21 protein-coding genes are annotated in these 24,445 nt (G+C 58.3%); 15 read left to right on the plus strand and 6 right to left on the minus strand.

Features of this window, described 5'->3' with window-relative positions:
- Positions 1–337 precede the first annotated feature (337 nt).
- Positions 338–2,434, plus strand: a complete 2,097-nt coding sequence (locus ACQY47_RS01600) for a M10 family metallopeptidase C-terminal domain-containing protein (RefSeq protein WP_428555003.1) — start codon at positions 338–340, stop codon at positions 2,432–2,434.
- 54 nt (positions 2,435–2,488) lie between these two features.
- Here ACQY47_RS01600 and ACQY47_RS01605 read toward each other — a convergent pair whose 3' ends face one another.
- A complete protein-coding gene (locus ACQY47_RS01605; RefSeq protein ID WP_170039649.1) occupies positions 2,489–4,114 on the minus strand; it encodes a methyl-accepting chemotaxis protein in 1,626 nt (541 codons plus the stop codon).
- 234 nt (positions 4,115–4,348) lie between these two features.
- Here ACQY47_RS01605 and ACQY47_RS01610 point away from each other — a divergent pair, with 234 nt between their 5' ends.
- The 3 genes from ACQY47_RS01610 to ACQY47_RS01620 are packed head-to-tail and all read left to right on the plus strand — an operon-like array spanning position 4,349 to position 6,808.
- Positions 4,349–5,776 (plus strand): nucleobase:cation symporter-2 family protein, encoded by a 1,428-nt coding sequence (locus ACQY47_RS01610; RefSeq protein ID WP_017138142.1) that lies wholly within the window; start codon positions 4,349–4,351, stop codon positions 5,774–5,776.
- A 13-nt stretch (positions 5,777–5,789) separates the two neighbouring features.
- The gene (locus tag ACQY47_RS01615; RefSeq protein ID WP_017138141.1) at positions 5,790–6,251 is read left to right on the plus strand and encodes an LEA type 2 family protein; all 462 of its coding nucleotides are present in this window, start codon (positions 5,790–5,792) and stop codon (positions 6,249–6,251) included.
- A 5-nt stretch (positions 6,252–6,256) separates the two neighbouring features.
- Complete coding sequence (locus tag ACQY47_RS01620) at positions 6,257–6,808, plus strand: GNAT family N-acetyltransferase (protein ID WP_138454087.1); 552 nt, start codon at positions 6,257–6,259, stop codon at positions 6,806–6,808.
- Between the two features lie 107 nt (positions 6,809–6,915).
- Here the strand turns inward: ACQY47_RS01620 and ACQY47_RS01625 are convergent, their stop codons facing one another.
- Positions 6,916–7,842, minus strand: coding sequence for a carbon-nitrogen hydrolase family protein (locus tag ACQY47_RS01625; protein ID WP_428555009.1), 927 nt, complete (start codon positions 7,840–7,842; stop codon positions 6,916–6,918).
- Positions 7,843–7,923: 81 nt separating this feature from the next.
- On the opposite strand from ACQY47_RS01625, the gene ACQY47_RS01630 reads away from it, so the two are divergent.
- A complete protein-coding gene (locus ACQY47_RS01630; protein WP_236461149.1) occupies positions 7,924–8,832 on the plus strand; it encodes a LysR family transcriptional regulator in 909 nt (302 codons plus the stop codon).
- Here the strand turns inward: ACQY47_RS01630 and ACQY47_RS01635 are convergent.
- A complete protein-coding gene (locus tag ACQY47_RS01635) occupies positions 8,825–9,079 on the minus strand; it encodes a hypothetical protein (protein WP_003190904.1) in 255 nt (84 codons plus the stop codon). The two genes, ACQY47_RS01630 and ACQY47_RS01635, sit on opposite strands and share 8 nt — an antisense overlap.
- Positions 9,080–9,242: 163 nt before the next feature.
- Between ACQY47_RS01635 and ACQY47_RS01640 the strand changes: the two genes are divergently transcribed.
- Complete coding sequence (locus ACQY47_RS01640; RefSeq protein ID WP_017138137.1) at positions 9,243–9,563, plus strand: DUF883 family protein; 321 nt, start codon at positions 9,243–9,245, stop codon at positions 9,561–9,563.
- A gap of 33 nt (positions 9,564–9,596) precedes the next feature.
- On the opposite strand, the gene ACQY47_RS01645 is transcribed toward ACQY47_RS01640, so the two are convergent.
- Entirely contained in the window at positions 9,597–10,634 is a 1,038-nt protein-coding gene (locus tag ACQY47_RS01645) for an Ldh family oxidoreductase (protein ID WP_428555015.1), read from the minus strand.
- A 183-nt stretch (positions 10,635–10,817) separates the two neighbouring features.
- Here ACQY47_RS01645 and ACQY47_RS01650 point away from each other — a divergent pair, with 183 nt between their 5' ends.
- The gene (locus tag ACQY47_RS01650; RefSeq protein ID WP_428555018.1) at positions 10,818–15,962 is read left to right on the plus strand and encodes a dermonecrotic toxin domain-containing protein; all 5,145 of its coding nucleotides are present in this window, start codon (positions 10,818–10,820) and stop codon (positions 15,960–15,962) included.
- A gap of 19 nt (positions 15,963–15,981) precedes the next feature.
- Here ACQY47_RS01650 and ACQY47_RS01655 read toward each other — a convergent pair whose 3' ends face one another.
- On the minus strand, positions 15,982–16,251 hold the full coding sequence (locus ACQY47_RS01655; RefSeq protein ID WP_017138134.1) for a PepSY domain-containing protein: 270 nt from the start codon (positions 16,249–16,251) through the stop codon (positions 15,982–15,984).
- A 152-nt stretch (positions 16,252–16,403) separates the two neighbouring features.
- Between ACQY47_RS01655 and ACQY47_RS01660 the strand changes: the two genes are divergently transcribed.
- The 7 genes from ACQY47_RS01660 (at position 16,404) to ACQY47_RS01690 (ending at position 22,362) form a co-directional block, all read left to right on the plus strand.
- Positions 16,404–17,399 carry a FecR family protein gene (locus tag ACQY47_RS01660; RefSeq protein ID WP_186617750.1) on the plus strand — a complete coding sequence of 332 codons (996 nt, stop codon included), beginning with the start codon at positions 16,404–16,406 and terminating at the stop codon, positions 17,397–17,399.
- Between the two features lie 318 nt (positions 17,400–17,717).
- On the plus strand, positions 17,718–18,176 hold the full coding sequence (locus tag ACQY47_RS01665) for a hypothetical protein (protein WP_017138131.1): 459 nt from the start codon (positions 17,718–17,720) through the stop codon (positions 18,174–18,176).
- The gene (locus ACQY47_RS01670) at positions 18,173–18,736 is read left to right on the plus strand and encodes a hypothetical protein (RefSeq protein WP_017138130.1); all 564 of its coding nucleotides are present in this window, start codon (positions 18,173–18,175) and stop codon (positions 18,734–18,736) included. The genes ACQY47_RS01665 and ACQY47_RS01670 overlap by 4 nt, the downstream gene beginning before the upstream one ends.
- A gap of 67 nt (positions 18,737–18,803) precedes the next feature.
- Positions 18,804–19,487 carry a hypothetical protein gene (locus ACQY47_RS01675; RefSeq protein ID WP_017138129.1) on the plus strand — a complete coding sequence of 228 codons (684 nt, stop codon included), beginning with the start codon at positions 18,804–18,806 and terminating at the stop codon, positions 19,485–19,487.
- Between the two features lie 62 nt (positions 19,488–19,549).
- The gene (locus ACQY47_RS01680) at positions 19,550–20,227 is read left to right on the plus strand and encodes a C39 family peptidase (RefSeq protein ID WP_017138128.1); all 678 of its coding nucleotides are present in this window, start codon (positions 19,550–19,552) and stop codon (positions 20,225–20,227) included.
- Between the two features lie 37 nt (positions 20,228–20,264).
- Positions 20,265–21,014, plus strand: a complete 750-nt coding sequence (locus tag ACQY47_RS01685; protein WP_099549305.1) for a hypothetical protein — start codon at positions 20,265–20,267, stop codon at positions 21,012–21,014.
- Between the two features lie 49 nt (positions 21,015–21,063).
- Entirely contained in the window at positions 21,064–22,362 is a 1,299-nt protein-coding gene (locus ACQY47_RS01690; RefSeq protein ID WP_099549304.1) for a transporter, read from the plus strand.
- Positions 22,363–22,483: 121 nt separating this feature from the next.
- Here the strand turns inward: ACQY47_RS01690 and ACQY47_RS01695 are convergent, their stop codons facing one another.
- Positions 22,484–23,809: a sigma-54 dependent transcriptional regulator gene (locus tag ACQY47_RS01695; protein WP_099549303.1), complete on the minus strand. Its 1,326-nt coding sequence runs from the start codon at positions 23,807–23,809 to the stop codon at positions 22,484–22,486.
- Positions 23,810–24,153: 344 nt separating this feature from the next.
- Between ACQY47_RS01695 and ACQY47_RS01700 the strand changes: the two genes are divergently transcribed.
- Positions 24,154–24,414, plus strand: coding sequence for a hypothetical protein (locus ACQY47_RS01700; RefSeq protein ID WP_170039662.1), 261 nt, complete (start codon positions 24,154–24,156; stop codon positions 24,412–24,414).
- The last annotated feature ends 31 nt before the right edge of the window (positions 24,415–24,445 follow it).

A 24,445-nucleotide genomic window follows, 5' to 3' on the forward strand; every position in this document is an offset into this window, starting at 1 on the left:
TGCACCGTGCATGCCCACCCATTATCAAACTCAGTCACTTACACCTTGAGTTTAGGCGAACGAAACCATTACACGGTGATGGGTAAACATGATGGGCTAATCCAGTCACTTTTCGTGCAACTACATTCCTCTATTCGCCCCCTCACTTATTCACTTTCGCGTGCAATAACGTCAACATTCAACACACTCCTTACACCAAAAAAACTCTAACCACATAACTCACACAGCGAAATATTTACCTGCTTGCACCCTCTGCGGAAACCGTTCATTTTATTACCCGGCCTCTTCAAACCACTTATTACTTTGGCCACTTATAAACTTATCGAGCGTTAATCTATTGAACATTCGCCCCTCCCCACCTGCACGCTTAAACCTTGGCGCTTCCCTGCCTGCACCCGATCATACGACCGCGTCGACCGTTAACAATCCTGCCCCTCCTTCCGTCTCAGATAAAGTTGCAAAAGATTTGATCCGTAGAAGATTTAAATTCGTCGATACAAACGGCGATGGCAAGATAACGGTCGCCTATAAGTTTATTGACTTGTCCAATCCAGAACATGCCCGGCGCAAAAATGCTGGAGCAACAGAGTTCAGCGAGGGCAGAAAAAAAGCATTCAGGGATTCAATTCGCGCGTGGGAAGATGTCATCAAGGTTACCTTTATCGAGAACGGCAAAGGCGCGGACGCCTCCATACTAGTTCACGGTAGCCCCGGGGGGGGCGGTCTCGCCAGCCTGCCGGCTGGTGATACCAGCAACATGAGCATCGCGATCGGAGTGGGTGAAAAAGGCTTGCCTATAAACTCGTCAATGATTCACGAAATCGGTCATAGCCTGGGGCTGGAGCATCCGCAGGGTCAGTATCCCGAGAACAATAAAACCCATACTGCCATGTCTTACACGAATAATTGGTGGGCGCGCCCTGACGAAAACGGCTTTAGATGGTCCGACAGCACCTCCACCCCAATGATGGGCGACATTGCAGGCACTCAAGAACTTTACGGCGCCAATAACAATACCCGAAGGGGCAATACGACTTATGGGTTCAACGCCAACGCCAAGCGTGACTACTATAGCCTGACCTCCTCCAGCGACCTGGCGGCCTTTTGCGTCTGGGACAACGGGGGTAACGACACCCTGGATTTTTCCGGCTACGCACAAGACCAGAAAATCAATCTGAATGCCGAGTCTCTTTCAGACGTCGGCGACCGGAAAGGTAATGTGTCTATCGCCAAGGGCGTTGTGGTAGAAAACGCCATCGGTGGCTCAGGGCATGATGTGCTGATCGGCAATCAGGTCGGCAACCGCATCACCGGCAACGCCGGCGGCGACACGCTGTACGGCGGCGGCGGCGCTGATACATTTGTCTACAAGCGGGCCAGTGACTCGCCGCCACAAAACCCGGACATGCTTAACGACTTCGTCAGTGGTGTCGACAAAATTGATCTTTCCAAGGTCCTGAAAGACGCGGGTATATCAACCCCTATCTTCACCAGCGCTCCCACTGATCAAGCCGGCAAGCTGAGCGGGCGAAAAGGCGAACTGCTTCTGGACTATGATAAAAACATCAAGATGCACAGGTTGATTCTTGATGTGAGTGGCAATGCTAAGTCCGTGCTGTTGATTATGAGCAAAAGCCCAATAAAGCCCACTGACATTTTGATTAACGCGGGTTCACAGTCACCGACGGCATCACCCTCCCCTCAGCCAACGCCCAACCCGGCGCCTTGGCCCATTAATAAAAAGCCAGCGCCCACACTGACCCTACTGCCACTCGTATTACGCGATACCGGTGATACCGTCTACGGGTTCAACGCCACGACCACTAAGCCTGGCATGCGGCTGACCTCTTCCACCGATAAACCTGCTTTCACCGTGACAGACCCTGAAGGTAATGACACCTTGGACTTTTCAGGTTTCGACCACAACCAACGCATCAACCTTATGCCGGGCTCACGCTCCAGCGTTGGCGGCCTGGTCGACAATGTGCGGATCAACAACAATACGGTTATTGAAAATGCCAGGGGCGGCCGAGGCCATGACCATATAACCGGAAACGCGGCCAATAACGTACTGACAGGTGGAGCCGGTGCAGACAAACTGACAGGCAATGGCGGCGTAAACATTTTCAACTATGAAGCCGTCAGTGACTCGCCTTACCACAATGCTGACATGCTGATGGATTTCAAAACCGGCAAAGACAAAATCGACTTAACCGTTATGAGTAAAAAAGCCCAAGTGCCCCTCAACCTAGTCAAGTATTACACAGGCCAAATTGGCGAGACCATTATTGACTATTACCCGGCCACCAAAAAGTACTACGTGGGTGTCGATATGACGGGAAATCGCCAGTCTGACTTTTTGATCAAAAGTTTCAAGCCGATCAACAGCCAGGATGTGATTGGCCTTAACCGTATGAACGACGGCCATTGCTGACCGTCTCGAAGGGCTTTAAAAGAGGGCAGCGTGAGGGCGGCTCACACCGGTCGATCAGATAACAAACCGCGCGACCATCCCATTCAGATCCACCGCCAGGCGCGACAGTTCATGGCTGGCCGCGCTGGTCTGGTTGGCACCCGCCGCCGACTGAGTCGCCAAGTCGCGGATGTTGACGAGGTTGCGATCCACTTCACGAGACACCTGGGCCTGCTCTTCCGAGGCGCTGGCGATCACCAGGTTGCGCTCGTTGATCAGGCTGATCGACTGGGTGATCTGCTCCAGGGCCACACCGGCCGCGCGGGCCAGCTCCAGGGTGGTCTGGGTGCGTTGGTTGCTCTGTTGCATCGACTGCACAGCTTCGCCGGTGCCACTCTGGATGCCGGCGACCATTTTTTCAATTTCCTGGGTCGATTGCGCGGTGCGGTGTGCCAAGGCGCGTACTTCATCGGCCACCACCGCAAACCCACGCCCGGCTTCACCGGCGCGCGCGGCTTCAATGGCTGCGTTCAGCGCCAGCAGGTTGGTCTGTTCGGCAATCGCGCGGATCACGTCGAGCACCTTGCCGATATCACGGCCCTGGGTTGCCAGGCCTTCAATCATCAACGCAGTGTTTTGCACGTCCTGGGTCATGGTCTGGATTGCACCGACGGTTTCCACCACGCGGTCACGCCCTTCCCGCGCCGCCTGGTTGGACTGGCTGGAAGCTTCGGAGGTGGACACCGCATTGCGCGCCACTTCTTCGACGGCGGCGGTCATCTCGTTGACGGCCGTGGCGGCCTGGTCGATTTCGTTGTTTTGCTGTTGCAGGCCTTTGGAGGCTTCTTCGGTGACCGCACTGAGCTCTTCGGCGGCAGACGCCAGTTGCGTGGCCGAGCCGGCGATGTGCTGGATAGTCTGGCGCAGGTTGGTTTGCATCGCCGACAAGGCGCCCAGCAGGCGCGCAGGCTCGTCCTTGCCGGCATCTTCGATAACTTTGGTGAGGTTGCCACCGGCAATAGTTTCGGCCACTTCCAACGCTTTGCGCAGCGGCGTGACGATGCTGCGGGTCAGCAGCCAGGCGAGCAGTACCGTCATGAGCGCCGCCGCGACGGCCACAATGACGATGCCCGTCACCGCCTGCTGGTAGCTGCCTTCAGCTTCCCGGCCGGCCGTGTCGGCATCGGCACTGTTGATGGCGATCAGTTTGTTCAGTTGCTCGCCCATCAGGTCGGTGCCGTCCTTGATGCGCGTATTGATGAGGGTGCGCATGTCCTCGACTTTATTCTGCTGGGACAACGACATCATTTCAGCCTGGGCGGCCAGATAGCTGTCGAGCGTGGCGGTGAAAGACTTGTATAAAGCAGCCTCATCAGCACCCGCCGGCAAAACGGCATAGGCGCTCTGGGCCTGCTTGACCTTGTCGACCAGCACGGCCACGCGGGTTTTGGCCTCTTCGAGCGCGGCCGGCTCGCGGTTGATCAAGATGCGGAACGAGAGAATGCGCAAGCGCAGTACGTTCTCGGTCATGTTGCCGAGGAACTTCACGCTGGGTAACTGGTTGGTCCCCATATCCACTGAGGCCTGGCGGATCGTACCCATGCGGTTGACCGCAAACACGCCAAGAATCACAACGAGCAATGCAATGAACGCAAAACCGAGAAAAGCGCGAGGTGCAATATTCAGATTACGAAGGGACATAGCGGTGCTCTCAAGAAGTAGTGTTGGCGCGCATCCCTGCCGCGACACAATCCGTTAGCGGCAACGCGCGTCTCGGACCGTCAGGCGCCACTGTTTTAATTGGTGTGTGGGCCTATTCAGGCTATCGGCAGGCTTGAGAAATTAATCGGCACATTTCGAAATATTTTTTCACACTTCTGACAGCCGACACTTTCTGGCATCCTGCGCCTCCATTTTCTGACCCGAGCCTGCACTTTGTCTGACGCTCAAGCTCCCCGCCCCCGCTATAAATCCGACCTGATCTACGGCCTGGAAGACCGCCCGCACTTCACCGCGGCGATTTTTGCCGCGCTGCAACATGTGCTGGCCAGCTTCGTCGGCATCATTACGCCCACGCTGATCGTCGGCGGCGTACTCGGCCTGGAAAGCGAGGTGCCCTACCTGGTGAGCATGGCGCTGTTCGTGTCCGGGCTTGGCACCTTTGTGCAGGCGCGCACATTCGGCCCGGTGGGTTCCGGCCTGTTGTGCCTGCAAGGCACCAGTTTTTCGTTTATCAGCGTGATCCTCAGCGCCGGGTTCATGGTCAAGGCGCGGGGCGGTGGCACCGACGAGATTCTCTCGACGATTTTTGGCATCTGTTTTTTCGCCGCGTTTATCGAGGTGGTGCTCAGCCAGTTCATCGGCAAGCTGCGCAAGCTGATTACTCCAGTGGTCACCGGCACCATCATTACCTTGATGGGTTTGTCGCTGATCAAGGTAGCCGTCACCGACATGGCTGGCGGCTTTGGGGCAAGCGACCTGGGTGCAGCGGGCAACATGGGGCTGGCAGCTCTGGTGCTGTTGACCATCGTGGTCCTCAACCGCTTCAGCAATCCGTTCCTGCGCCTGGGCTCGATCGTGATCGGCTTGACCCTGGGTTTTGTCGTTGCCTGGATGATGGGCCGTGTGGATTTGGCCGCCCTGCCCCAGGTGCCGTTGATCAGCGTGCCGGTGCCGTTCAAGTACGGGTTCTCGTTCGATTGGGTGGCGTTTATCCCGGTGGCGGTGATCTTTTTGATTTCGCCGCTGGAGGCTGCCGGAGACCTGACCGCCAACTCGATGATTTCCCAGCAGCCGGTCAAAGGCCCGCTGTACATCAAGCGCATCAAGTCCGGCCTGTTGGCCGACGGCCTCAACTCGGCGATGGCAGCCACGTTCAACAGCCTGCCGATGGTGACCTTCGCCCAGAACAACGGCGTGATCCAGCTTACCGGCGTGGCCAGCCGCTATGTCGCGTACTTTATCGCCGGCCTGCTGGTGCTGCTGGGTTTGTTCCCGATGATCGGCGCGGTGCTGCAACTGATGCCCAAACCGGTATTGGGCGGTGCCACGCTGATCATGTTCGGCACTGTGGCCGTGGCCGGGATCAAGATCCTCGCCGAAGCCGGGCTGCACCGGCGCAATGTGCTGATCGTGGCGATCTCCCTGGGGATGGGCCTGGGTGTGGCTGCTGTACCGCAAGTGCTGCGCGACCTGCCCAAGGCGCTGCACAACATCTTTGAATCGCCGATCACGGTGGGCGCGTTCTGTGCAATCCTGCTGAACATTTTCTTGCCGGAGGAGTTCTTAGAGCTGGAAGAGGATGAATTTGATCCGGAGTCCTCTACCCTCAAGGTCATGCAGGATCCGGACGTCACGAAATAGGAGCACCTTTGTTATGCGCAAGCTCATGGTTCTATCGTTACTGCTGCTGACCTTGAGCGCCTGTGCGCTGTTCCCCAATCGCGACCCGGTCAATATCAGTGTGGTGGGTATCGAGCCGCTGCAAAGCCAGGACCTGGAAGTGCGTTTCGCCGTGAAGCTGCGGGTGCAGAACCCCAATGAAACGGCGATCGACTACAGTGGTGTGGCCCTGGACCTGGACGTGAATGGGCGCCCATTGGCGTCCGGCGTGAGCGATCAGGCCGGAAGCATCCCACGCTTTTCCGAGACAGTGCTGATGGTGCCGGTGAGCGTTTCGGCGTTTTCTGTGCTGCGTCAGACCTTGGGTCTCAGCCAGACCCAAAGCCTGAACAACCTGCCTTACACACTGCGCGGCAAACTCGCAGGTGGCCTGTTCGGTACCATGCGCTTTGTGGAACGCGGCACCCTGGACCTGCCCAACACTGCGACCTGGTAACGGCCATGCAACCGACGTTGTTTACTCAAAGACTGATCCTGCACCCATTGACCCTGGAGGATGCCGAGGACACCCAGGCGCAATTCGCGCACTGGGACGTGGTGCGTTACCTGTCTGCCGAGGTGCCCTGGCCGTACCCGGCGGACGGCGCTCGCCGCTACCTGGAACAGGTGGCCTTGCCGGGCATGGCCCGTGGCGACCAATGGCACTGGTCGATCCGCCTCAAACACGCGCCGCAACAGTTGATCGGCAATATCAACTTGACGGACGAGCAAGACGACAACCGAGGGTTCTGGCTGGGCCCGCAATGGCAAGGCCAGGGCTTTATGACTGAAGCGTGTGCGGCGGTGACGGAGTATTGGTTTGATGTGCTTAAACGCCCGCGGATGCGCGTGCCCAAGGCTGCGCCTAACCTGGCGTCACGGCGAATTTCCGAGCGCACCGGGATGCGCCTGATCCGCACGCAGATGGGTGAGTTTGTAGAAGGTACGTTGCCACGCGACATTTGGGAGATTACCCGCGAAGAGTGGTTGGTATTCAGATCCTCCAAACGCTGAAGATCTGATGTGGGAGCTGGCTTGCCTGCGATGCAGACACCTCGGTACATCAGGCACACCGAGTTGAGGCCATCGCAGGCAAGCCAGCTCCCACATTTTTACCGTGTTTAATCAGTCAGTGTGCGCACGCCCGGCTTGGCGCGTTCATCCACCACCAACTCGAATATGTCCGGCCGCGCGTAATGCCCCACCGCATCGTAGTCATAGCGCGCCCGCACCAAATCATCGGTGTTGATCTGCGCGGTCAGCAACCCCTCTTCACCCACCAACGGCCCGGCCAGGATGTCACCCATCGGCCCGACAATCACACTACCACCGGCGATCAACGGACGCTCTGACGGCCAGTTGGCAACCTGCGTGCCCAGCGCCTCGGGCGAAGCCTGCACCTGGCAGGCACTCACCACAAAGCAGCGGCCTTCATGGGCGATGTGGCGCATGCTCACTTGCCACATTTCACGCTCATCGACCGTCGGCGCGCACCACACTTGCACGCCTTTGGCGTACATCGCCGTGCGCAGCAGCGGCATCATGTTTTCCCAGCACACCGCGCCGCCCAAACGCCCAACTTGCGCGTCGATCACCGGCAAGGTCGAGCCATCGCCCGCGCCCCATATCAGCCGCTCAGTGCCGGTGGGCATCAACTTGCGGTGCTTGGCCACCAGGCCGCCGGTGGGTTCGAAATACAGCACGGTGCAATACAGCGTGCTGCCACTGCGTTCGATCACGCCGAGTACCAGGCTGGCGCCGGTGCGTGCGGACAAGCCAGCCAGCGCCTCGGTCTCGGCGCCTGGCACATCGATGGCATTGGCAAAATAGCGTGCAAAGGCTTCGCGCCCCTCCGGCAAGCGGTAGCCCAACTGCGTGCCGAAGGTTTCGCCCTTCGGATAACCGCCGAGCAACGCTTCGGGCATCACCACCAATTGCGCGCCACTGCGCACAATCGCGTCCTCATAGGTGAGGATCTGCGCCAGGGTGTCAGCCTTGCCACCCGGCAAGGATCCGATCTGCAACGCCGCCACGGTAGAAATGGGCATCAGGTTCACTCCAGTTAAAGGGGTTGCCCATTCTCCGGCGAGGGGCAATCATGAATAAAGCCCCCATCAGTGCTAAATGATATGAGCCAAATAAATATCGCCCAGGTCGACTTGAACCTGCTGAAAACCTTTGAAGCCTTGCACGACGAGTCCAGCGCCAGCCGCGCAGCCTTGCGCCTGGGCGTCACGCAATCGGCGATCAGCGCCGGCCTGCGGCGGTTACGTGACGTGTACGGCGACCCACTGTTCGTGCGCACCGGGCGTGGGCTGGCGCCGACCTTGCGTGCCAATCAATTGAAACCGGTGATCAGCGAGGCACTGGACCGTTGTCGGCAGAGCCTGGCAATGATCAACCCGACCAACCCGAACTATCAGGGCCGCTCGGTGGTGCTGGGCTTGTCCGATGACTTCGAGATTGCCCATGGCCGGCGGCTGATGGCCGAAATTGCCCGGCGCGCGCCGAATCTGCGGGTGATTTTCCGCCAGACCCACAGCCAAATCGTGGCAGGCGCCCTGCTCGAGCGCAGCCTTGACCTGGCGATCACCGCAGGCGGCTTTGCCGAGCGCAGGTTGAGCCGGCACGTGCTGGGCGAAGGCGATTACCGCTGCCTGGTCGACCCACACAGCCTGGCGCCGGGCCAAGACGGCATCAGCCTGGAGGAATTCGTGGCACGCGAACATGTACTGGTGTCGTCGGGCGGGTTTATCGGGATTACCGATGAAGGGTTGGCGGCTAAAGGGTTGAGCCGCCAGGTGTGTGCGTCCACCAGTCACTTTGCCGGGCTGCCGTTTTTGCTCAAGGGCAGCGCGGCGGTGGCGACGATTCCCGGGCATGCTGCCGAAGCGATTGCGCAGATGACCAGCTTGCGCGTACTGACCTGCCCACTGGCGTTGCCACGCTACCCGGTAGAGCTGGGCTGGCGTACCCAGGCGCAGTTGGATCCGCTGTTACTCAAAGTGCGTGAAGCGATTGTGGCCAGCTTTACTTAGCGGCGGCCATCAGCTTGTTGACTTCGCTGCGCACCATGTTGGAAAACTCCGGCGGCGACATGCCGTCAAGCTCGGCACGGACCCATTCGGCCCACTTGCCCTTACGCTTGGCACGCTCGCCGAACAAACGCGCAGCTTCGCCCTTGGCCTTACCCAGGTTGGTTTGCCACAGATCGTAAAGGCGTGACTTTTCATCTTCCAGTTCGGCGCGTTCGGCAAGGGTTTTGTTGGCCAGATTGAAGCTCATGTTGAATTACCTGCTGCACAAATAGGTGACATCTTACACTGTAGGTCGAAATATCCTGATCCGGATTTTGCCCGTAAGCCGCTCACGGCAAAAAAACTGCAACTTTTAGCCAAGCCCGACACTCCATTGTTCACTGCCACATTCACTCGCAAGGAGTCACACAATGGCCCGCAAAACTGCCGCCCAAGCTGTCGAAGATCAAATCAAGGATCAAGCTTTCAGTGAACTGACGGCCTTGATCGAAGAGTCGGACAAGCTGCTCAAAAGCAGCGCTTCGCTGGTAGGCGAAGAAGGTGAAACGCTGCGTGAGCAGGTCGCTATCAAGCTCAAGCAAGCACTGGACTCGGTGTCCAACGTGCGTGAACGCAGCAAGCCGGTGGTGGACGCCACCGAAAACTATATCGGTGGCCATCCATGGCAGACCGTGGCCATTTCCGCAGGCTTTGGCCTGGTGGTCGGCCTTTTGTTGGGTCGTCGCGGCTAAACCACAGGGGCTGCGCTGATAGCGCAGCCCCTTTTATCCTTCTGCCAGTGCCTGCAACTGCTTGAGCTCCTGCGCATCAATCTCGATGCCTGTTTCCTGCGACTTCGCCCGTGCGCGATGACGTCGATCCCCCGGCAACCGCCGCAAACCCGCCGCATGCATCTGTCGCACCAGTTCCTGGCTGCGCTCGGCAAAGCCTTGCCCGGCGGTTTTGCCGGGGTCAATCACGATCAGCAATTGGCCGGTCCATGGTGTGCGCGCGCCGGGATGATCGGCCCAATCGAATTCGAACGAAAAATTGCCGCCCGTCAGCGCCGCCGCCAGCAACTCAACCATCATCGACAGCGCTGAACCCTTGTGCCCGCCGAACGGTAACAGCGCGCCGCCTTCAAGAATGGCGGCGGGATCTTGGGTCGGTTGGCCCAAGCTGTCCACGCCCATGCCCGGCGGCAAGCGCTCGCCCTTGCGTGCTGCGATCTGCACGTCGCCATGGGCAATGGCACTGGTGGCCAGGTCAAACACGATGGGTGGCCCATCGGCGCGCGGCGCGGCAAAAGCAATAGGGTTGGTGCCGAACAGCGGTCGATCCGCGCCATGGGGCACCACGCAGGTCATGCTGTTGACCACGCTGAGCGCTACCAGACCTTCTTCGGCAAAAGGTTCGACATCGGGCCATAAAGCCGCAAAGTGATGGGAGTTTCGAATCGCCAGCAGCGCGATCCCGGCGCTGCGCGCCTTGCGCACTAACAGCGAGCGCGCGGCCTCCAGTGCTGGTTGGGCAAAGCCGTTATCGGCATCCACACGCACAAAGCCTGAGGCCACATCCTCAACCACGGGCACCGCCTTGCCATTGACCCAGCCGCTGTTGAGCGTCGACACATACCCTGGAATGCGAAACACGCCGTGGCTATGCGCGCCGTCACGTTCAGCACTGGCGCAATTGTGCGCAAGGATCGCCGCCACTTGCGGTGACGTACCGTGCCGCACAAAAACTTGTTGTAGCAGGGCCACTAACTCGGTGAAGCCGATTGCGGTTGAAGCCTTGGCAACTGTCGGAGACTGCGCAGACATTTGAAGCTCCGTTTTTATGATGGCGTTTTTATGATTAGGAGAGGCAACGAATGGACATTCAAGTGTTCGATTAAACACCACGCACTGTGCCTGCTGTCAACTTGCGACGGGCCTCAATAGTTACCCCCGCCCTCCGGTCACGCCTCCCTAGCCTGTCACTCCCCTACTTAACGGAGCAAGCCCATGACCGGCGTAACCCCCGCATATTTTTTTGACGAATTCCTGCTGCCGATTAAAAGAAACGCGCCGACCGACCGTGAGCGCGCGCTGGGGCTGACCGTCAAAGACCTCGATTGGCTGCACACGGTGTACCAAGCCAGCGATGCCGCACGTAACGACCCCGAACGGCAAACCTACCCCATGCGCGTCGAAAGACTGCTGATCAATGTATCGGGCCAGCCGCCGTTTCCACTTGCCGGCGCCTTTCTGATGAGCCCTGCCCCGGACGACGGCAAAGCACTGCTTTACACGCCTTATGGTGGTATTCAGGTGTTTGACGACCACGCCAGCCTGCTGGTCGACGTCGCCGAGCAACTGGCGGATGCGGTGCAGCGTGTCCAATTGTTGAGCTTTCTGTCGATTGCACAGCGCAACGCCTTGCCCGCCAGTACGCCGATAACGCTGACCGCCACCCTTGTCGAAGGCGCCGTCATGCAAGACCAGGAGCAAGCCCTGGAGGCCTGCCAGCAAGACAACGTGCGCGTCGTACTGGAGCAACTGCAGACGACGCCCACGCTGTACGGCATGCTTGACACGCTGCTCAGCATCATGGCGCGCTCGTACTTTCCCAACCTGGATCAACGCGATACACGGGTCGATTTTTTTATCCAGGACCCGGCAGGCGGTCAGCGACGCTGGGTCAATTCCCTGCCATTGAGCGAAGCGTTCCTGCAGTTTTATGTGAGACATGCCTGGCCCCAGGACCAGATCCGTGAATATTTCAACCCGAAACACGTCACCAGCGCCTTCACCCCGGTAGAACGCGAACAAGATCAGCAGTACTGGGAAACCCTGATCAAAGAAACATCCGGCAGCTTGTCAAAACTGCTGGACAGCCTGCTGAAGACTTATTGGAACGAGGACATCGGCAACGAAACCTCACGCCTGAAACTCTTCACCCAGGTCATGGCGGATAAATTTCGCCTGGATGTCTTGCTCAAGCGTCAGGCACAAATTCTCAACGCCGACGAAAGCCACACCCTTCAGGCATTGTTTCTACCAGACCAAGGCGCCCGCAACGCTCACGCCAACGAACTAAGCGTGGAAAAAGTACGCCTGCATGCGCCCTACCAGCACTATGTGGAACTGGCCAGCACGCTATTGATCAGCGAGAGCCACGCCTACCTGTACACGCAGTCGCGTGGGGTACAAGTACTCAAAGACATGGAAGATCTCAAAGACACGCTATTGAGCATGCTCAAGGCCGCTGGCCACGAAGATGAACTGCTCAATTTCCTGTCGCTGGATGAGCGCGACACCTTTATTGGCCTGGATCAGATTAACATCGCCGCCCAACCCATTGCGGGTGACGTTTTTGCCGGCATGGTCGAAGACATTGCGGGCAAGCAGATCAGTAATATGAACCACGCACTGGACCTTTACCGACGCAGTGATGGCCAGATAAATCTGGATGCGCTGCTCGATTGCGCACTGGACATACGCACGATGCTGGACAGCCGCCTCGCAACGCTGGAAACCGCAGGGCGCTGGACGGCGCACCCGGTCACCAGCGGCAACGACCGGCCATCCACCGTGCGGGCAGAGCACGCCAAGGTGCAGCTACGGCGCCTCGGTGCCACTGAAGATGCACTGGCCACAGAGCGCAAACAACAGCCGACATTACGCTCAATGGTCACCCTCGCCCTGAATGCAAAACTGCAATCACAACGCCTGGCGCTCAAGGCCGACGAGGTCTATATCAACACTTATCCCACCCGCGCCCAAGAGCGCGAGGAGCGTCCTTCGTTGACGTCTGTGAGCATGGTTGACCACTTCATTGAACGCCTGAGCGATGAAGCCTCGCGCGTTCCCAACAGTGTCACAACCGGGTTTTACAGCAAGCTCGAGCCGCATCTGGCGCAGAAGTTACCCAGCATGACCCTGAGTACTTTCAACATGATCAATGATCAAGTCTTGAAGGTGTTTGCCAACCACGAGATGCGCCAGCTTCCATTGCTGTTCCTCAGCAACATGAGCAAAAAACAGGCGCACTCGATGCTGCTTGGGTTGCGCAGTGAAGCCGAACTGAGACTGTTGGGCAAAACACTGCCGCCCAACAGCCAGGCAGTGATTGACACCGTTCTACGCACCGACAGCCTTGCACGCTTGACCCGCCACGGCCTGAACGGCTTTCTTCCGGACGCCTACACCTTGACACTGAACATTGGCACATCCGACACCGCCCATGCGCTTGCCAACCTGTTTGTGCTGACTGAACGCGGAGGCATCGACCCGCAGCGTTCGGGCCAGGCGGTGCTCTGGACGCCTCGGCGCGGGTATGAGGTATTCACCTCGGTGCAAGCCTTGCGCGAGGAGATGAGTCAGCGCCTGGAGCACCCGATCAAGCGTTTGCCCCTGTTGGAAAACCTGGCTATTTCCTTGCGTGCGCCGCATCAGGCATACGGTCTGGGGCCACTGCAACGCATTGACGACAACTTGCTGGATAATCGTCTGAAAACCTACAGCGATTTCGTCATGGACGGTATCGACCAATTGCTTGCGAGCAAATGGGCCGCTCGCGCCTTGCAAAACCACATTGAAACGGCCTTGGAACACGCCGCGCCGACCAACCTTGCACGGGCCAGGGCGGTGGCGAGTGCCATGACCCATCAACAGGCTCTGCCCGTCTGGCTGGGTTTGGCACCCCCTCAGGATCAGCTTCATCAAGCCGAGCTGCTTGAGCAGTATCACAACAGTGCGCCTGACGAAAAAGACTACCTCAATGGCATCACCGCTATCGGCAAGCATGCGCACACGGCACTTCTGGCGTTGCTCAAGGCACGCTATCCCGGCCAGCCACTGAACCCCGATGACGTGATGATCCCGTTGCATCAGGCGCTCGACGTGAATGTCTGCAGCCTGACCGACTTTGCTTTGCGGCATTGGCCCGACCTGGACGCCGAAAACATCCGCCCACGCTCACGCAACGCGACTGCCTTGCCGGCCACATTGGATGCCAGTGCCGTGGTGCAAATGGTGCGCCAACTGGACCTGAACAGCGCCTACCAGAAGTTGTTGCAAAGCCACCTGGACGTTAACACGGATGAAGGCCGTAAACGCCGCGGCCTGTATTGCCGACAGTTACCCTGGCAAACCCTGCAATACGCCCATGAGCAAAGGCTGCAGGAGCGGCTGACGGCGCAGGCACTGAGCCATGTTCAGCAGGTATTCGACATGCCGGACGCACTGGCGCGGGCTGCGCTCGACGGGGCAACGGCAATGTTCAGACCCTTGGAGTTGATTGCCACCGAAGGTGCTTCCCCGGCCAAGGTGTTGGGGATGTACTTGATTGGTCCCACAACTCGTAGCGCTGGGCCGCTGGTGCTGTACGCGCCCTACAGCGAAAACCATACACTCAAGGAGTATGCGAACGAGCAAGCGCTGCTGGATGAATTGACCAAGCCTGGAGAGCTTCAGGACTGGGTGGTGCTGCACCTGGAGGCGACGCATCAGGCAACCTACCGCAATTTGCTGCAAAACAACCGTCCTCGCCCCCTCGATATCCGCCTGGCCTCGACCGTCGTCACCGGCAATGCCCTTCACTACCTGTTCGACGACAACACGCAGATATTGCTCAAAATGCTCGCCTGCCAATTCGAGAAAGGCGCGAAATCGCTCTGGGACAGGGTCATCTACCTGCTGCGCGAGGGCATCCCCGCAGCCGCTCAGTTCATGGCAGGAAAACTCGCGTATCCGCTGGCGGTGTGGCGAAGCTACAAAATGTTCAAACGTTCAGCCGATGCATTGCAGTTGCATCAGTGGAAGGCCGGCCTGAAGGATTTCATCATCGGCGTGGCTCATTTGGCCGCCCTGCACAATGAGCTTGAGGGCACCGAAGCCCCGCCGCCTACCGAAACGGAAGTATCACAAGCCAACCTGTCAGACGAAACCCTGCCCGCGGCCACCCACCTGACGACCCTGGATATCACCGCACCCGCGCGTACCGGGTTGCAGCCTTTCGAAGCTCACGATGTCGCATTGAAGGACCTGGAACAGAGTGCTTCCAGCCATGTGTACATGGACAAGGCGAGCTTGAAAGACTATGTGCCACTGCCAGGCAAGGTGTACGCGGTGAAGAAAACCGCCGAGCGCTGGCGCCTGTCCAAGGATAAGCATGTGGGCGCGTATGTGGGCCGTAATTCACAAGGTAAATGGGTGCTGGACCTCAGCCTGCATAACCCGCGATATGGCAAAGTCATGTCGCGCATGCACACGCGGGCCGGCGAACGGGCAGCGATCAATATCGAGGCGACGGGCATGCGCGAAATTGCCGCACTCTCGAGTTGGAAAGCCCAAGTCATCACAGAAGGGTTAAACGTTGCGATCTATTACACCGTCAATTGCAAACGCAACATCGTTCAGTTTGCAAAACAGCGTGCGCCCGATAGCCGGGCAGGCCGCTTTTTAGGTGAATTATTCGGTGTCGTCAGCCTGACACCTGACCAGTTGAGCAGAGTCGAGAAAATAGTCGACATGATATTGGATGAATTGAGCGATCCGACCCTGACCAGCGCCGACTCCAAGCGTTTTGTCAGTGGGACCAGCCGTGTCAGTGCAGCGCACCAATACGCGTTTGTCATTCCTGAAGACAGGGAGCGCAAGCTGTACCTGCTCAATCGGTTCTTTGATCCAGGTATGGACAGTTACCAGAACCGTTTGAATTCACCTTTTGACCTCTGCGCCCACGCCAGGGCGAGTACCCTGATTCACGAACTGACGCACTTGAAGCTCGAGACTGAAGACATCGCCTATCTTGACTCGATGCGGCCGTTCACCGACTTGATCAACGCGGCCAAACCGGGCGCCCAGATACTCAAAACAACCCTGGAGGACCTGCAAAGAACCGCGCTCTCCACCATGACGCCCGCGACGATGCTGTTCAAGACCTGGGATGATTACTCGGCGCAATGGGAAGACTATGGGCCTGACACTGCAACGGCTCACGTTAGACAAAAAGTCCTGAACACCACCGGCACCAAGGACCTCAAGGATGCCCGCGACGTCTTCATGAGTAACGCCGACAAACGCATTGACACGATTTTGGCCAATGCCGACTCAGTGACTTACTTGATTACGCACTTGGGTCGTGTTTTGGATCCGGGGGCTTGAGCAGCCCCCGCCAGTCGCGTCAGTCTTTCTGATCGCGCAGAACGTTGCCGGAGGCGCCATCGATACGCGCTTCATACACGATGCCATCGGACTTGCGCCCTTTGACTTCCCAGTAACCGTTGTCATCGGCTTCGGCTTTGTAGACCTCGACATAGCCGGCCTTGGTCTTGGCGGTTTCAATGGCTTTTTCGATGGTGATCCAGCCCGCGCCCGGCTTATCGGCCAGGGCGGCGCCGGCGCTGAGCAGTGCGGTGGTTGCACACAGGGCGACTAAGGTTTTCTTCAGCATATTCGTTCTCCATTGTGGGAATGACGGACTCGTGTCCTGTGTTTTCTGATGTTTCCAAACGAGAATAAGTTCCAATTGATGTGCAATCGCCATGACGGCTGTTCTCGCCATCCGCCTTGGGAGGTTAGAATGTGGGAAATCAGGACGGTTTAATGACTCAACAGCCCCTTTCAGAAGACGACTATGACGCGATCACCGATGCCGCCGCGCATTGGTGCATGCGCCTGCATGCCAGTGATTGCACGGCGGGCGAGCGTCGGGCTTTTGAACAATGGCACGACGCCCATCCACTGCATGCCTTTGAGTATGCGGCCATGCTGGAAATCTGGGACGTGGCTGACCACCTGCCACGCAGCGAACCTGCTGCGGTTGTGCTGCCGTTCAAACCGCGCAGCCGCTTGCGCACTTACGCGGTGGCCGCCGCGATATGCCTCGCCGCCCTGCCGCTGGCCGCCTTTACCGGCTGGGAAGCGGGCTGGTTGCCCAGTTCCTATGAGCATTTCGAAGCCGACACGGGCTTGCGCAAAGTCACCCTCGGCGACGGCAGCCAGGTTGAATTGAACCTGGGCACCGAACTGGTCTACAGCCATTACAAGGATCAACGCCGCGTGACCTTGAACAAGGGCGAAGCGTTTTTCAAAGTCACCCATGACCGCCTTCACCCGTTTATCGTCAAGGCGGGCGAAGGCCAGGTTCGGGTGACCGGCACTCAGTTCAACGTCTGGAAATATGAAGACCAGGTGCGGGTGATGTTGCTTGAAGGCTCGGTGCAGATTTCAAGTGACAAGCAGCACGCCAGCGTGCCCCTTACCCCAGGCATGCAGGCCACTTACAACCTGGGCGATGCCACCCCGCAAATCGCTGCGATTAACCCCAATGATTCGACCCTGGCCTGGCGCCAGGGCAAACTGGTACTCGACAACCTGGCCCTGACGGACGCGTTGCCGCTGATCAACCGCTACCTGAACAAACCGGTGATGCTGGCAGATGCCAGTACCGGGGCGATTCGCATCGGCGGCATCTACAACATCAACGAGGTCAACAACCTCGTGCCTTCCCTGCCCAAGGTACTGCCGGTCTACCTGACCCAGAACCAGGACGGCAACACGGTCCTCAATTCCATACCGCGTAAAGCCCCCAAGGGCTGAGTCTGCCTGCCGGCAACGGTGAGTTTGCTCGCGCCCAAGTGTCCATTTTTGAAACACCTCCCTCGCTTGAATCGCCCGCCCGGTGCGCATTCATGGCTTTGTCACGTGCAGTGTTACATCGCTGAGACACCCTTGAGGCGGGGCCGGGCATGCCCCTTGACGGCGACACTGTTTCAACCCTGAAACAGCACCGCCATCACTTTGCCTCGTTTTATCTCCAACCCTATGAATATAAACAATAAATAAAAAGCGGCACGCGTTCTGCTCTGTTCCTGATAACGCTGTTTAGGGTCAGCGTGAAGAACAAGGAACACTGCCATGGACACACACAATAAGGGCTCACTGAGCCTCCTGCTGATCAGCTGTGCACTGAGTGCCAGCGTGAGCGTTCCAGTGCTCGCGGCCGGTGATGGTGTGATCGTGGTTGAACGCCAGGTTCAACCTTATGCAATCGGTCGCTCACGCGGCCAAGACCCCTACCCCAATACCGTGAATGCCAACCCTTCGGCCCAAGTCAATCGCGCCATGAACCATGAGCTCAGTGATAACGACATTGCCGGTATCAGCAGCGGTTCCAGCATTACGCGCAGCATCATGCCAAACGGTGACATTACCGGTTTGAACTCGCTCGGTGGCGCCAACAACCTCGGCGCAGCGGGAGCAGCCGGCCACGGCAGTAGCGGCAGCGGTATTGCAGGCACGGTCAACGGTGCGATATCCAGCGGGCTCGCCCCTCTGAACAACATCAGCGGCATGGTGGGGGGAGCAATGAAATGAACCACTCCTGGATGCTTCTAGCAGCGCTCGGTTGCACAGCGGCGATGGCCGACAGCAATAACAACGCAACCATTGATAACTCGGGCCAGCAGTACAACGGTGTGGTGACGATCAACCAGGCCGCGGGTGACCAGCAACAACTGAGCAACAACGTCGCTATTGCGGTGGGCCACAATGCCCGGGCGAACATCGCCGTCACGCAAAAAATCAGCGGCGCGCCCACCGACCGCTCCCTGAACGCCAATGCTGCGATCCAGGGCAACTCCTTCAGTAATGGCAACGGTGCACTGAGTGTCAACCAGTCCGCCGGGGCCCAGAACCAGATGATCAATGCCGTGCGCATCAGCGTGAGTGCTGGCCCGCAAAGCATCGACGACAGCGTCATGTCGCAACAGAACGTTGCGCTTGCAACCGACTCAGGGTTGACCCCTACCACTGGCAGCCGCCAGGTCGTTACCAGCGACCAGGCCTTCACCGGCAGCCGTGGAGTGGTTCAGGTCAACCAGAGCGCCGGGGTGGGGAACCGAGTGGCTAACACCCTGAACTTACGACTCAACTGATGGAGCTGAGTCCATAGCTAGACCGTACCAACACTTAACCAACTAATTAGAAGCAAGGAGATACACCATGAAAACTTCAATGGCTCTTAAACCACTGGCTTTTGCTCTCGCTGCGCTCATGGCTGTTGCTGCTCAAGCGGGCGGTTATCACGCGCCTACCACGGCTGCTGCGACCACACAGGACGGTCAGAGCAACCATGGCAACGTGGTACTTAATGACAAAACCAAAAACAACGCCTCGGCCAATGATTCCTACAACAACATCAGTGGCGTGGCCAACGGCAACGTGCTGAGCGGCGACAACAACCAAGGCAAAAACGACGTTGCCATCGTTTCCGGGGATGCGGATTTCGTATTCGCCGCCACCGGTACCGCTCAATCGAACACCGGTAACTTTGTGGCCAACAGCGGCACTAGAAACAACGCGTCCCTTAACGACAGCGGCAACCACGCTTCAGGCGTGATTCAGCTGAACGCCGCATCGGGCACCTCCAACCAAGGCAGCAACAGCGTTGCAATTGCCTCGGGTAATGGCGACAGCGGTGCTGCAGCCGTCACTGGCGTGCAGGATGTGTCGGGCAACCTGACCCTCAACCTGGCCAGCGGCCACGGCTGGGGCAGCACCAAACCGGTGGTCAACAACGCCAGCGTGAACAACTCGATGAACTACAGCTCTGGGGTGTCGAACTCCAACGTTCTGTCGGGCAGCAACAACCAAGGTCAGAACAACGTAGCAATCACTCGCTTCTGATTCAGATCGGGCCTTGGCAACAAGGCCCTTTTTATTTCCAGTGTCCAGCAGGTCATACGATCATGCGCCTCACAGCTGCCCTCCTCTTGTTCGCACTCACCGGCCCGACCTGGGCGGCGCAAATGGCCGTTGTCATGCCAAACGGCGCGGTGGTGTACAAGAAGGTCGAAAGCATCCGCGAGCGCAAATTCGCCAACCTGGTGGAACAAAAAACCGATTTCAGCTGCGGCGCCGCCGCGCTGGCAACCATCCTGCGCCAAGCCTATTGGATGGACGTGGATGAAGACCACGTGATCAAGGGCATGCTGGTCAATGCCGACCAGAACCTGGTGCGCACCCAAGGCTTCTCGATGCTCGACATGAAGCGCTACCTGGAAAGCATCCACATGCGCGCCAAGGGCTACCGGATTACGCCTGAGGTACTCGTCACCGTGAAAGTGCCGGTGGTGGTGTTGCTGGACATTCGTGGCTACAAGCACTTTGTCGTGCTGCAACGGGCCGACAAAGACTGGGTGTATATCGGCGACCCCGTGCTGGGCAACAAGCGCTATGCCAAGAACGATTTCGTCAAGGGCTGGAACGGCATCGTGTTCGCGGTGATCGGTGAGGGTTACGACAAGGCCAACGCCTTGCTCACACCCCGCGCGCCGCTGACGGCCAAGAACCAGTTCAACGAGTTCAGCCCGGTACGCGACAGTGAATTGATGGACTTCGGTTTTATCCAGAGCGACTTCTTCTAGAAGCGCAATAAGGAGCAGGACGCTCCAGGAGCAAACGATGAACACTCGACGCTGGCTGACGGTCATGTGCCTGGCAGCCGCAGCACCTGCCTATGCTTCTTCGGCATTTAAGCCGATCGAGCTCAAGGACGCGGAAATGGCCGAGTTGCGCGGGCGCTATGTGATGCCCGGGCGGATTATCAGCTTTGGCATTGTGATGAGCAGCACCTGGACCAATGCCGCCGGCGCGACCGTGACCGGCACCGCCGACATGCAAGTCAACGCTTCCACCGTCACCCCGCAATTCTACGTGCAAATCACCGGTAACGACGGCACCGGCGTGATCAAACAGCCTGACGGCAAGGGCACCGTCGTCGGCGGCGCCGGCCTCGGCACCGGCCAGGGTGTCACGCAAAGCGTGCGCGCAGCGGGCGATGGCAACACGGCCAACAACGGCGTGGATATCAACGTGACGAAAAACGGCCTGGCGCCCGCCAACTACGTGCAGTCGGGTCAGGCATTGATTGCCGGCCAGCCGATCACCGGAGGCACAGCCGCCGGCCAAGTGACGGTCACGGCTAAAAACGGTGGCCTGCAAATGGCGCTCCAGGCCAATAACAATCAGGGCAATGTGGTGCAGCAAATCGGTGCCGGTAATGTGCTGCAAGGCACGGTTATTCAGGGCAACAGCAACTTCGTGAACAATATGACCCAACTTAATGTGGTCATGGGCAACAACGGTTTGAACAACATCACGCAGAACCTGAACCTGGATCAACTCAAAGGCCTACGCCCCTCCGGTTATTGAACTACGCTGAGCCTCGACACTTACGCATTAGAAAGGGACGGCTTATTTCATGCATCGATCTTTATCGTTACGTGCCGTGATTTGTTTGAGTACGCTCCTACCCGCTTCGGTGCTGTACGCCGCGCCGGATACCGATATCGAAACACTGAAGCAGGAACTGCTGGAGCTCAAGCAACGTTATGAAGTGCAGCAAAAAGCACTGGCCGTATTGGAGCAACGCGTAAGGCAAGTGGAAGATCAGCCCGCAACACCTACGCCCAAACGCCTGGCCAAGTCGCCTGCAGACTTCCAGAAAGGCGGTACGACAGTGGCCGGCGTCGGCGCGGGCGCAGCGTCCGGCGGTGCAGCCGGTAACAGCTCGTACGGGCAAAGCCTGAAGGACGATTCCGCCCCGGCACAAAGTGTGAGCAACTTGTACAACGAGGCCAGCGGCTTTTTTGGCAATGGCAAGTTCAGCTTTGAAACCGGACTCACCTATGCCCGCTACGACGCGCGCCAATTGTCACTCAACGGCTTTCTGGCGTTGGACTCGATCTTCCTGGGCAATATCAACCTGGACCGGATCAAGTCGGACAGCTGGACCCTGGACCTCACCGGCCGCTACAACCTGGACAACCGTTGGCAGTTCGACCTGAACGTACCGGTGGTGTATCGCGAAGCGACCTACCAGTCCGGTGGCGCCGGCGGCGATGCCAAGAATACGTCGGAAGCCTCAGTCAGCCGCGACCCAACCATTGGTGATGTCAACTTCGGCATCGCCTATAAATTCCTCGATGAGAGCGCCAGCCTGCCGGATGCGGTGGTGTCGCTGCGGGTCAAGGCACCGACCGGCAAGGAACCCTATGGCATCAAGCTGATCGAGCAAGCCAGCAATAACAACCTCGCCGTGCCGGAAAGCCTGCCGACCGGCAACGGGGTGTGGTCGGTCACGCCAGGTATTTCGCTGGTCAAGACGTTCGACCCCGCCGTGCTGTTCGGCTCGCTTTCCTACACCCATAACTTCGAAGACTCGTTCAGCGATATCAGCCCCAATCTCAATCAGAAGATCCCTGGCAAAGTCAGCCTGGGTGACAGCTTCCAACTCGGTGTCGGGGTGGCCTTCGCGCTCAATGAGAAGATGAGCATGTCGTTCTCGGTGTCTGACCTCGTGCAACGTAAAAGCAAGGTCAAGCAGAGCGGCCAGGACTGGCAATCGGTGGTGTCCAGCGATGCCAACGCCGGGTATTTCAACGTGGGCATGACGATTGCGGCCTCGGATAACCTGACGATCGTACCGAACCTGTCGATTGGGATGACCGATGATGCGCCGGACTTTACGTTCAGCTTGAAATTTCCGTATTACTTTTAGCGGTAGTGGGACGCGGAGGGTCCCTGGCGGCATTCCCACGCGGAGCGTGGGAACGATCAGCTTGGGAACAATCAGCCCCGCAACGATAAGGGTCGTTGCGGGGCTTTTCGGTTTACCCGCCCTAGCGGATCTGGTGTTTGTGCAGCAACCGGTAGAACGTCGGCCGGGACACGCCCAGCACGCGGGCCGCGATACTCATGTTATCGCTGTGCCGGTTGAGCACATCGCACAACGCCTGGCGTTCAGCGCGGTGCTTGTAATCTTCAAGTGTAGCCATCGGTGGCGCAATTGCCTGCTCGCACTGCAACCCCAGGTCACCGGCTTCGATCTGACGCCCTTCTGCCAATACCAGGCCACGGCGCACGCGGTTCGCCAATTCGCGCACGTTGCCCGGCCACGGGTGTTGGCCCAGGGCAACCAGAGCATCCTCACTGAAACTGCGCGGCCTGCGCCCGGTTTCCTGGCTGTAGAAACGTGAGAAATGGTTGGCCAGCATCGCAACGTCCCCGTGCCGCTCGCGCAGCGGCGCGGTTACCACCTGCAAGACATTAAGCCGGTAATACAAGTCTTCGCGAAAGGTGCCTTTCTCAACCGCCGCTTCCAGGTCCACATGTGTCGCCGCCAGCACCCGCACATCCACCGGGATGGGCTGGCTGCCACCGACGCGCTCGATCTGCTTTTCCTGCAGGAAACGCAGCAAGTTGGCTTGCAGTTCCATTGGCAAGTCGCCGATCTCATCGAGAAACAACGTGCCACCGTGGGCCGCTTCGATACGCCCGACCTTGCGCTGATGAGCGCCGGTGAACGCACCTTTTTCATGGCCGAACAGTTCGGACTGGATCAGGTGCTCGGGAATGGCACCGCAGTTGATCGCGACAAAGGGCTTGGCATGACGCTGGGATTGCCGATGCAGGGTCTTGGCCACCAGCTCTTTGCCGGTGCCGCTGTCGCCGCGAATCAGCACCGGCGACTCTGTAGGTGCCAGCTTGGCGAGTAATTTGCGCAGCTCACGAATGGGCCGGCTGTCGCCCAGCAGCTCGTGTTCCTGCGCGTCGATCAGTGTGTGGCCCTTGCCGCGCAAGCGGGCCATGCCGAATGCACGCCCTAGCGTGACCTGCACGCGTGCCACATCAAACGGCAAAGTGTGGAAGTCAAAAAACCATTCACAGACAAAATCACCGACATTTTGCAGGCGTAGTACATCCTGGCTGAGCACCGCGATCCATTCGGTGCCGCTGCGGCTGATCAATTCCTTGACGGCCTCAGGGCGCTCCAGGTGATAGGGCTGCAGGCGCAACAGCCCCACATCGCACGACCTGTCGCCTACGGCGCCGAGCGTGCAGCTGTCCACTTCCCACCCCGCACTGTGCAAACCAGGCAATAGCTGGTGGCAGTCGTCGCACGGGTCGACTACAAGCAAGCGTCGTTGGACAGGTGTAACAACCATGACTATTCCTTGGCGCCAAAATTGTTAAAGTTATTTATAAACAACGGTTTGTGCGGCCTGGCGCTAACACTAGCAAGTTATTGACGCAGCCTTTGTATTATTTCGCTATAAGTCTGGGCACAAAGCCATCTCGGCGTCGCTGGGGCCAAAAAATCAAGCGCGACCGCCACACTCAATGCGCTTTCAAAACAGCCGCTTACATGACGCCAATCACGAAAAGTTGAAATTTCTTGATCTAAGATGTGACCCGTACCCTGCCATCGTGCATCAGTACAAGTAACTCACCGTCTGGCTCGCCCAACCGACGGTACTTAAATGACTGGGCATTTAGAGAGAAGACCCACATGAACGCCCCGCTCCGCATCAACGAAGCTCTTTTGATCGCAGACCGTGCCTTCCAGCCCTTTCAGTGCGTGGCCTGGCACGATGGCAACGGCGCCCTCAGCCTGAGCGTCATCGACCGTACCAATACCCGCATCGGCAGCAAACAGCTGTCTTCGAGTACTTATACCGATCCGACTCAACTTGAGGATTTGTTGTTGCAGGCGCGTGCCGAACTCGACAAAGATGGCCATCAGTTGTTGTCGTGGACCATGCCCAAGTAAGACGCGGCAGTAACTTCCGATCATTGCATAA

The organism is Pseudomonas edaphica (genome assembly GCF_965277385.1).
Classification (GTDB): domain Bacteria; phylum Pseudomonadota; class Gammaproteobacteria; order Pseudomonadales; family Pseudomonadaceae; genus Aquipseudomonas; species Aquipseudomonas edaphica.